Source organism: Oscillibacter sp. KLE 1745, from assembly GCF_000469445.2.
GTDB lineage: Bacteria > Bacillota > Clostridia > Oscillospirales > Oscillospiraceae > Oscillibacter > Oscillibacter welbionis.
This window is the reverse complement of record NZ_KI271747.1, coordinates 1-8423: the sequence shown is the minus strand read 5'-3', so window position 1 is coordinate 8423 and position 8423 is coordinate 1. Positions and strand designations below refer to the sequence as shown.

Below are 8423 nucleotides of genomic sequence, written 5' to 3'. Positions count from 1 at the left end.
GGCACTTCCGCGCCCACTCCGTGGGCTTGGGCGCTCCTCCTCTCCCCACCGTGCGGGGCGCGGCGGGACCCCTTATCGGTCTTGCCAAAAGAGAAACGGGCCGTGCACGGTCCAAAGAGAAAGGCGCCTGGATGCGCTCTGGTGCAGTGGCCCTCCGCGCTGACGGGGGGCGGCGAATCGGTGCCTGCTCCGATTTGGCCTTGCCTTCGGGCACGCTAGGCCCTTCTGCAATTCCCTCGACTGCCGTCCCGTGGCGGATGGTGCGGAAGTTGCCGGGATGCAAGGACGCATTTGAACTGCTTCTCTTTTCCTGTCTCGCACTACGGCGCTCCGGGGATTTCCGTCATCAGTGTTTCACTGGTTCCTCCTTCCGCGCGTTCGGCTTCGCTACGCGCTGCCCTGGCGGTCATGGAAGCTGCAGCTTGGCCCTATGCTGAAACTCTCATTAACCACCGGCCAGCGGCAGCGAAAATCAGCGCAGCGTGTATCCCGGACTTCCCCGGGCTGGAGGGGTTCCCAAGGGCCGGACGTTTCCCTCTCTGACCGCCGCAAGGGATCGCCAACCTTCCCCCGCCGAAACATGTTTTCTTTTCCGCCGGGAGCAGTATCCCCCACAGCCCCTGTTCGGCGGTCCACATCTGTCCCCTCAAAAAGTCCTCATCATGAACAAGATAAAAAGGAGTGCATTTTATGGCAATCAATTTGAAAGGCCGGAGTTTTCTGACTCTGGAAGACTTCACCCCCGCGGAGATCCGTTATCTCCTGGACCTGGGCCACGACCTGAAGGCCAAGCGCCGGGCCGGCATCTGCGACCCAACCCTTCAGGGCAAGCACATCGTGCTGCTGTTTGAAAAGACCTCCACCCGCACCCGCTGCTCCTTCGAGGTGGCTGCTACCCAGGAGGGGGGCCACGTCACCTATCTGGACGCCGGCAGCAGCCAGATGGGCAAGAAGGAGTCTCTGGAGGACACCGCCAAAGTGCTGGGCCGGTTTTTCGACGGCATCGAGTACCGGGGCTACGACCAGAAGGTGGTGGAGGATCTGGCGAAGTACGCCGGTGTGCCCGTCTGGAACGGTCTCACCGACGCAGACCACCCCACCCAGATCCTGGCGGACATGATGACCATTGAGGAGCACTGCCACAAGCCCCTGAACCAGGTGAAGGTGGTGTTCCCCGGCGACGTGCGGAACAATATGTGCTACGCCTGGATGATCGGCGCCGCCAAGATGGGTATGCATTTTGTGGGCCTGGGGCCCCAGGAGCTGGCCAAGGAGATGGACGGCACACTGGTGAAGCGGGTATTCGCCACCGCACGGGAGAACGGCGGCCTCATCGAGATCACCGACGACATGAACTCCCTGAAGGATGCGGACGTGATCTACGGCGACATCTGGGCTTCCATGGGCGAGGAGGACCTGATCCCCGAGCGGGCCAAGCTGCTGACGCCCTACCGGGTGACGGAGGAGACACTGAAGGCCACCGGCAACTCCAACGTGCTGTATCTGCACTGCCTGCCCTCCTTCCATGACTTTGAGACCAAGCTGGCCAAGGAGTGGCAGGACAAGGGCGTGGACATCCGGGAGGTCACCGACGAGGTGTTCCGCAGCCGCCACAGTGTGGTATTCGACGAGGCGGAGAACCGGATGCACTCCATCAAAGCTGTGCTGGTGGCCACCATCGGAAGATAATTCATGGAAAAGGCGCCGCCTTTTTCGTGAGAGCGTTTACAGCTATCTGCATGTACTCGCTTCGCTTGCACACTTGATAGCTGGGAAGGATGTTTGCCGACACGCGTGCTGCCGGCAAACATGATGGAAATGATGTTGACGCCGCGGCGTCAAAACAGAAGCGGGGTAGATATCTTGAATCAAAAAAAATTCCACATGCCCACAGCCTATACGATCCTGTTCCTGCTGCTGATCCTGGTGGCTGCCGCCACCTGGATCATCCCGGCGGGCAGCTATGACTACGTGGACGGCGTGCCGGTGGCGGGGACGTACCACACGGTGGAGCAGAATCCCCAGGGAGTGGGCGACGTTCTGAAGGCAGCTTTTTCTGGCTTTTACGACGCGGTGGACGTGTGCATCTTCATCCTGATGGTGGGCGGCTTTCTGGGCGTGGTGATGAAGACCGGTGCCGTGGACGCCGGCGTGGGCAACGTCATCCGCCTGCTGGGCGGCCGGGAGAAGTGGCTGATCCCCATTCTGATGCTGCTGTTCGGCCTGGGCGGCACCACCTACGGCATGTGGGAGGAGACTATGGCCTTTTATCCCCTGCTGATCCCGGTGTTCCTGGCGGCCGGGTACGACGCGGTAGTGGGCATCAGCGTGATCCTGCTGGGGGCCGGGGCCGGCGTCATCGCCTCCACGGTGAACCCCTTTGCCACCGGCATCGCCGCGGGCTTTGCCGGGGTCTCTCTGGGAGAGGGTATCGTGCTGCGGCTGCTGGAGTGGGTGGCCTTTGAGGCGGCGGCCATCTGGTTTGTGATGGCCTACGCCGCAAAGGTCAAGAAGAACCCCTCCAAATCCGTGGTGGGCGTGGGCGCGGGCAAGATCCAGGTAAGCATGGACCAGCAGGTGCCCTTTACCGCCAAGCGGAAGGTCATCATGGCCCTCTTTACGCTGACATTCCTCATCATGGTCTATGCTGTGGTGCCCTTTGACGAGATGGGCCTGTCCCTGCCCGCTCTGGGCTGGTGGTTTCCGGAGCTCTCCGCCCTGTTCTTGGTGGCAGGTGTCGTCATCGGCCTCATTGACCGGATGAGTGAGGAGGAGCTGGTAGAGACCTACGTGGCCGGCTGCGCGGACCTTTTGGGCGTGGCCTTTATCATCGGCATCAGCCGGGGCATCACTGTGCTGATGAACGACGGCGCCATCACCGACACGGTCCTCCACTGGGGAGAGCAGGCCCTTTCCGGCGCCGGGGCCATCAGCTTCACGCTGCTGGTGTTCGCCCTGTACCTGCCCCTCACCATCCTGATCCCGTCCTCGTCGGGCCTGGCGACACTGTCCATCCCCATTGTGGCGCCCCTGGGCAAATTCGCCGGGGTGGGCGGCGATCTGGTGGTGACAGCGTTCCAGTCCGCCTCCGGCCTGGTGAACATCATCACCCCTACTGCGGCGGTGGTGATGGGCGCCCTGGCCCTGGGCCATGTGCCCTACGACCGCTGGGTGAAGTATGTGTGGAAGCTGATACTCTGGTTTTTGCTGCTGGCCCTGGCGTTCCTGGTGGCGGGTGTGCTGCTGGGATAGAAAAAGCAAAGCGCGCACGGTTTTCCGTGCGCGCTTTTTTGCCATATCCAAATGCCGGAAGATGGCGGTTCCGGCGGCTGACTGCTGTTCCGGAAGCGGCCTTCCGCGGAGGCGCCTGATGGGGAAGGACGTACCTCAGTACCCCACGATGAGGCCCTTTTCCATGGCATAGAAGCTGGTGAGTCCCCGGCAGGACAGCAGGTCCACCTGTTTCACCGGCAGGTCTGCCAGGATCTGCCGCTTCAGGGCCATAGCACCCTCCAGGTTCTCACAGTGGGAGATTACCACCTCTGCGTCGGTGCAGTCCTTGCTGGCCTTCATCAGGGCGGTGATGGCCCGGTAGGTCTTACCCACGCCCCGGGCCTTATCCGCCACATGAATGGTGCCCTCGGCTGTGGCGTCCGCAATGATGTGGATGCCCAGGGAGCGGAGCAACGTGCCCACAATGGGCCGCATCCGGCCATTTTTGATGAGGTTGTCGAAATTCTCCAGGGTGAAGCAGGTCCGCAGGGTGGCCTGATAGCGGTGGAGCTGCTGGCAGAGAGCGTCGAAGTCCCCATCATCCCCCGCTGCCTCCATCAGGGCCTGGGCCCGGCGGATCAGCAGCACCATGGTCCCGGCGGCGGCGCGGGAGTCGATGACGCAGATCTGCTTTTCCGGGTGCTCCTCCAGCACCATCTCCCGGGCGATGCAGGCCGCGTGATACGTGCCGGAGAGCTGGGAGGAAAGCGTGAAGCAGACGGTACGGTCCCCCCGCTCAAAGGCCCCGGCAAAGTCGGCGGGGGAGGGGCAGGCGGACGAGGAGGCAGCCTTCTCCACCGCCATGGCGGAGAGCAGGGCGGGAACCGACAGGGCGTCATCGTCCACAAATTCCCGGCCGCCCACCTGGATGCGCAGAGGCACGGTCTCAAACCGGACGCAGCTGCTGTGGAAGGAAGCTGTCCGCAGGTCGCAGCTGCTGTCGCTCACAATATTCCATGTCATAAAGAACACCCCGAAATCTGATTTTAAAAACGATATCTTCTGCCACCATCATACTGGAGGAAGGGAGAATTGTCAAGGATGGATTCGGAAATCTTGACAGGCGGAAAAAATAGTGCTATGCTGGAACAGTTCTTATAAGAACTGTTTTAAATAAAATGAAAGGGGGCGGGCGCTGTGGCAGTGAGCAGTACGCAGCTGCTGCGGGTTATCCAGCAGTTCCGCCGGTATTACGATAGGCATTTCTCAGAGCTTCTGTCCCGCACCGGGCTCTCCATGCGGGAGATGCATGTGGTGCTGTTTCTGGCCAATCATCCGGCACATGACACTGCCCGAGACGTGACAGAGCTCCGGGGACTGGCCAAGAGCCAGGTGTCCGCCGCGGTGGACCTGCTGGCGGCGCGGGAGCTGCTCCGCCGTCAGCCGGACAAGGCAGACCGCCGGGTGATCCATCTGGCGCTGACAGATGCGGGCGCGGCCCTGGCCCGGGAGGGGCAGAAGCTCCAGAGTACCTGCCTGGACGCGCTGTTTGCCGGTCTGACACAGTCGGAGGCGGAGCGATTTCAGGAACTGCTGGAAAAGGTTCTGACCAGCGCGGAAGTGCGGTTGAAGGAAGGAGGCAATACATGAGCCGTCGAAATGTGGACCTGGGCAGCGGGAGCGTGGGAAAGCTGCTGTTTTCCCTGGCCGTTCCTACCATCACCTCCCAGATCGTCAACATGCTGTACAATCTGGTAGACCGGGTGTACATCGGCCACATGCAGCCGGTGGAGACTGTGGGCAAGCTGGCCCTCACCGGCGTGGGGGTGTGCCTGCCCATCATCATGGTGATCTCCGCCTTCGCGGCCCTGATGGCCTTCGGCGGCGCACCCCGGGCCTCCATCGCCGAAGGGCGGGGAGACCTGAAAGAGTCGGAGCGGATCATGGGCAACAGCTTCACCATGCTGGTGGCGGTGTCCGTGGTGCTGACCGTGGTCTTTCTGGTGTTTGCGGAGCCCATGCTCCGCATCTTCGGCGCCAGCGACAACACCATCGGCTACGCCCTGAACTATATGCGCATTTATGCCCTGGGCACCATCTTCGTCCAGGTGACCTTGGGCATGAACGCCTATATCACCGCCCAGGGCTTCACGGTGGTGGGCATGAAGACCGTGCTGATCGGCGCGATCCTCAATACGGTGCTGGACCCCATCTTCATCTTCGCCTTCGGCATGGGGGTCCGGGGCGCGGCCCTGGCCACCATTCTATCCCAGGCGGTCTCCGCGGTGTGGGTGCTGAAGTTCCTTACGGGCAGCAAGACCAAGTGGCACCTGCGGCGGGAGCACCTGCGGCCCCAAGCCAAGGTGGTGCTGCCGGCCCTGGCCCTGGGCGCTTCCCCCTTCATCATGCAGTCTACGGAGAGCCTCATTACCGTGTGCTTCAACTCCTCACTGCTGAAATACGGCGGGGACATCGCTGTGGGTGCTATGACCGTGCTCTCCAGCATCATGCAGTTCGCCATGATGCCCCTCCAGGGCCTGACCCAAGGGGCCCAGCCCATCATCAGCTACAACTACGGCGCCCGGAATCCGGAGCGGGTACGGCGTGCCTTCCAGGTGCTGCTGATGGCCTGCCTGGCATACTCCCTGCTGCTGTGGGCGCTGGTGCAGCTGTTCCCCCAGCTGTTCGCCCTGATGTTCACCTCGGACAGCGAGCTGGTGAGCTATGCCTCCTGGGCCCTGCGGATCTACATGGCGGCCACCGGGATCTTCGGTATCCAGATCGCCTGTCAGCAGACTTTCGTGGCCCTGGGCAACGCCAAGATCTCCTTGTTCCTGGCAGTGCTGCGGAAGATCATCCTGCTGATTCCCTTCATTTATATTCTGCCCAACTTTTTTGCGGATAAGGCTTTTGCGGTCTTTCTGGCGGAGCCGGTGGCGGATTTCCTGGCGGTGTGTACCACAGCCACCATGTTCGCTGTCCATTTCAAAAAGAGCATGACCGCGCTGGAGGGAAAGCCCGGCGTGTGAACCGAAAACCCGATGCAGAGAGCCGGCCGCCCCAAGGGCGGCCGGCTTTTTTGCGCGTGGGAGTGGACGGCAGGCATCAGGCCCCGAAGATCTCCACCAGCAGGTCCATGGCCTCTGGCAGCGCCGCCGGGCTGAGGCCGGCATAGTTCACCACCAGCGTGTGGGCGTAGGCAGGGGAGGGGATGGCGGCGTACTCCGAGAGAAAGCCCAGCCGGACGCCCAGAGCCGCAGCCCGGTCCCGCAGGGCCCCGTCGCTTTCCCGGGTGTCCAGCCGCAGGAGAAAGTGGAGCCCCGCCCCCTGCTCCGAGATCGTGATCCGGTTCCGGAAAGGGCTGGACCGGAAGGAGGCCAGAACCGCGTCGTGACGGGTGCGGTACTCCTTGCGCATCCGGGCCAGGTGCTGCTCGTAGTGGCCCTGGTCCAGGAACCGGGCCAGCACGTGCTGGTCCAGGGCGGGCACCGTGCAGGAATAAAAATCCAGCTCCCGGCGGTACTGCTCCAGCAGGCGGGGCGGCAGCACCATGAATCCCACCCGCATGGAGGGGGAGATGGTCTGGGAGAAGGTGTTCATGTACACCACCCGCCCGGCGGTGTCGATACTCTGGAGGGTGGGAATGGGACGGCCTGTAAAGCGGAACTCGCTGTCATAGTCATCCTCGATGATGATGCCTCCGGCCTTCTCAGCCCAGCGGAGCAGGGCCTGCCGCCGGCCGATGGGTGTCACCAGTCCGGTGGGATAGTGGTGGGCGGGAGAGAGATGGACCACACTGGCTCCCGCCGCCTCCAGGGCCTCCGGGGGAACGCCCTGGCCGTCCAGGGGCACCGGGCGGCAAGCCGCGCCGCACTTGCCGTACACCTGGCGGATTTTGGGATAGCCCGGATCCTCCACGGCAAAGACGGCCTCCCGTCCCAGCAGCTGAGCCAGCAGCAGATACAGGTACTCCGCCCCGGCCCCCACCACGATCTGCTCCGGCGGCACAGCCATGCCCTTATACTCCCGCAGGTCCCGGGCGATGGCCTGCCGCAGGGCGGGCAGCCCCTGGTGGGGCACTGGGCGCAGCAGGGCTTCCCCGTCCTCGGACAGCACCTGCCGGGTCAGACGGGCCCAGGCCGCCGCGGGGAAGCGGCTGGCGTCCACCTGGTTGCTCTTCAGATCCAGCCGCCAGACCGGGGCCTCCGGCGGCGCCTCAGGAGCCGGAGGAGCGGGGACGGCAGGCCGGGGCCGCTCCACCTCCGCCACAAAAAAGCCCCGTTTGGGCTGGGTGTACACATAGCCCTCCGCCTCCAGCTGCTGGTAGGCCCCCTCCACCGTCATGACGGAGATGTGCAGGTGCTCCGCCAGGGCCCGCTTGGAGGGCAGCCGCTCCCCGGCCGTCAGGGTGCCGTCCAGGATGTCCCCCCGGATGCAGCGGTACAGGTATTCATACAGCGGCGCTCTGCCGCGGTTTTCCAGGGCGTAGGTACGCATGGGCTTCCTCCATCTGACCTGATAAAAAATTCAGAAATTGACGCTTTTAATCATATCATATTTGTTCTATGATGGCAACAGCAAATGGGGCGCGAGACGGCCCCGCCGGAAGGAGAAGAGGATATGGAGAAGACAGCGGAGCAGGAGACGGCCAAGACCTTCCAGCGGACACGGATGGTCGTGATGGCGGCGGCCTTTGCGGCGCTGGCCTGCGTGGCCACTATGGTGGTGAAGGTGCCGTCCCCCACCGGCGGCTACATGAACCTGGGGGACACGGTGGTGCTGCTGGGCGGATATCTGCTGGGGCCAGCCTGGGGCGCCCTGGCGGGCAGCATCGGCCCGGCCCTGGCGGATGTGCTGCTGGGCTCGCCCATCTACGCACCCGCTACCCTGGTCATCAAGGCAGGGATGGCGGCTTTGGCGGCCGCGTGCCATCAGGCGTTCGGAAAGGGACGGGGTCCCCTGGGCCTTGCGGCCTGCGGCATCATGGGAGAGCTGCCCATGGTGGTGGGCTACTGGCTGTACGACGCCCTGCTGCTGGGGAGCGCGGCTGGTGCCGCGGCAGGTATCCCCAGCAATCTGGTGCAGGCTGCCTTCGGCATCGCCGCCTCCACACTGCTGGCGGCGGCTCTGGGCCGCAGCGCCTACGTCCGGCGGGAGTTCCCCCGGCTGTGATCCCCGCAACATGGAAGAAAGCTCCCCCGGCGGGCCTT

The 8423-nt window shown here is 63.5% G+C and carries 7 protein-coding genes; 5 read left to right on the top strand and 2 right to left on the bottom strand.

All coding sequences use genetic code 11. The annotated features are described in order from the left end of the window. Positions 1-690 precede the first annotated feature (690 nt). Both argF and HMPREF1546_RS13090 read left to right on the top strand, forming a co-directional pair. Positions 691-1689 (top strand): ornithine carbamoyltransferase, encoded by a 999-nt coding sequence (argF, locus tag HMPREF1546_RS13095; RefSeq protein WP_021750255.1) that lies wholly within the window; start codon positions 691-693, stop codon positions 1687-1689. Between the two features lie 174 nt (positions 1690-1863). Beyond that, the gene (locus HMPREF1546_RS13090; protein WP_036630883.1) at positions 1864-3252 is read left to right on the top strand and encodes a YfcC family protein; all 1389 of its coding nucleotides are present in this window, start codon (positions 1864-1866) and stop codon (positions 3250-3252) included. A 135-nt stretch (positions 3253-3387) separates the two neighbouring features. Here the strand turns inward: HMPREF1546_RS13090 and HMPREF1546_RS13085 are convergent, their stop codons facing one another. Further along, on the bottom strand, positions 3388-4236 hold the full coding sequence (locus HMPREF1546_RS13085; protein WP_021750253.1) for a DegV family protein: 849 nt from the start codon (positions 4234-4236) through the stop codon (positions 3388-3390). A 174-nt stretch (positions 4237-4410) separates the two neighbouring features. On the opposite strand from HMPREF1546_RS13085, the gene HMPREF1546_RS13080 reads away from it, so the two are divergent. After that, positions 4411-4863 carry a MarR family winged helix-turn-helix transcriptional regulator gene (locus tag HMPREF1546_RS13080; RefSeq protein WP_021750252.1) on the top strand — a complete coding sequence of 151 codons (453 nt, stop codon included), beginning with the start codon at positions 4411-4413 and terminating at the stop codon, positions 4861-4863. After that, positions 4860-6242 carry an MATE family efflux transporter gene (locus HMPREF1546_RS13075; RefSeq protein ID WP_021750251.1) on the top strand — a complete coding sequence of 461 codons (1383 nt, stop codon included), beginning with the start codon at positions 4860-4862 and terminating at the stop codon, positions 6240-6242. The genes HMPREF1546_RS13080 and HMPREF1546_RS13075 overlap by 4 nt, the downstream gene beginning before the upstream one ends. A 76-nt stretch (positions 6243-6318) precedes the next feature. Here HMPREF1546_RS13075 and HMPREF1546_RS13070 read toward each other — a convergent pair whose 3' ends face one another. After that, positions 6319-7710, bottom strand: a complete 1392-nt coding sequence (locus HMPREF1546_RS13070; protein ID WP_021747895.1) for a PLP-dependent aminotransferase family protein — start codon at positions 7708-7710, stop codon at positions 6319-6321. 123 nt (positions 7711-7833) lie between these two features. Here HMPREF1546_RS13070 and HMPREF1546_RS13065 point away from each other — a divergent pair, with 123 nt between their 5' ends. Next, positions 7834-8385, top strand: coding sequence for an ECF transporter S component (locus tag HMPREF1546_RS13065; RefSeq protein WP_025545367.1), 552 nt, complete (start codon positions 7834-7836; stop codon positions 8383-8385). The last annotated feature ends 38 nt before the right edge of the window (positions 8386-8423 follow it).

Bases quoted from the DNA above. Each gene is read 5' to 3' on its own strand.
- HMPREF1546_RS13085 (WP_021750253.1), bottom strand. From the start codon at position 4,236: ATGACATGGAATATTGTGAGCGACAGCAGCTGCGACCTGCGGACAGCT.
- HMPREF1546_RS13065 (WP_025545367.1), top strand. From the start codon at position 7,834: ATGGAGAAGACAGCGGAGCAGGAGACGGCCAAGACCTTCCAGCGGACA.
- argF (WP_021750255.1), top strand. From the start codon at position 691: ATGGCAATCAATTTGAAAGGCCGGAGTTTTCTGACTCTGGAAGACTTC.
- HMPREF1546_RS13070 (WP_021747895.1), bottom strand. From the start codon at position 7,710: ATGCGTACCTACGCCCTGGAAAACCGCGGCAGAGCGCCGCTGTATGAA.
- HMPREF1546_RS13075 (WP_021750251.1), top strand. From the start codon at position 4,860: ATGAGCCGTCGAAATGTGGACCTGGGCAGCGGGAGCGTGGGAAAGCTG.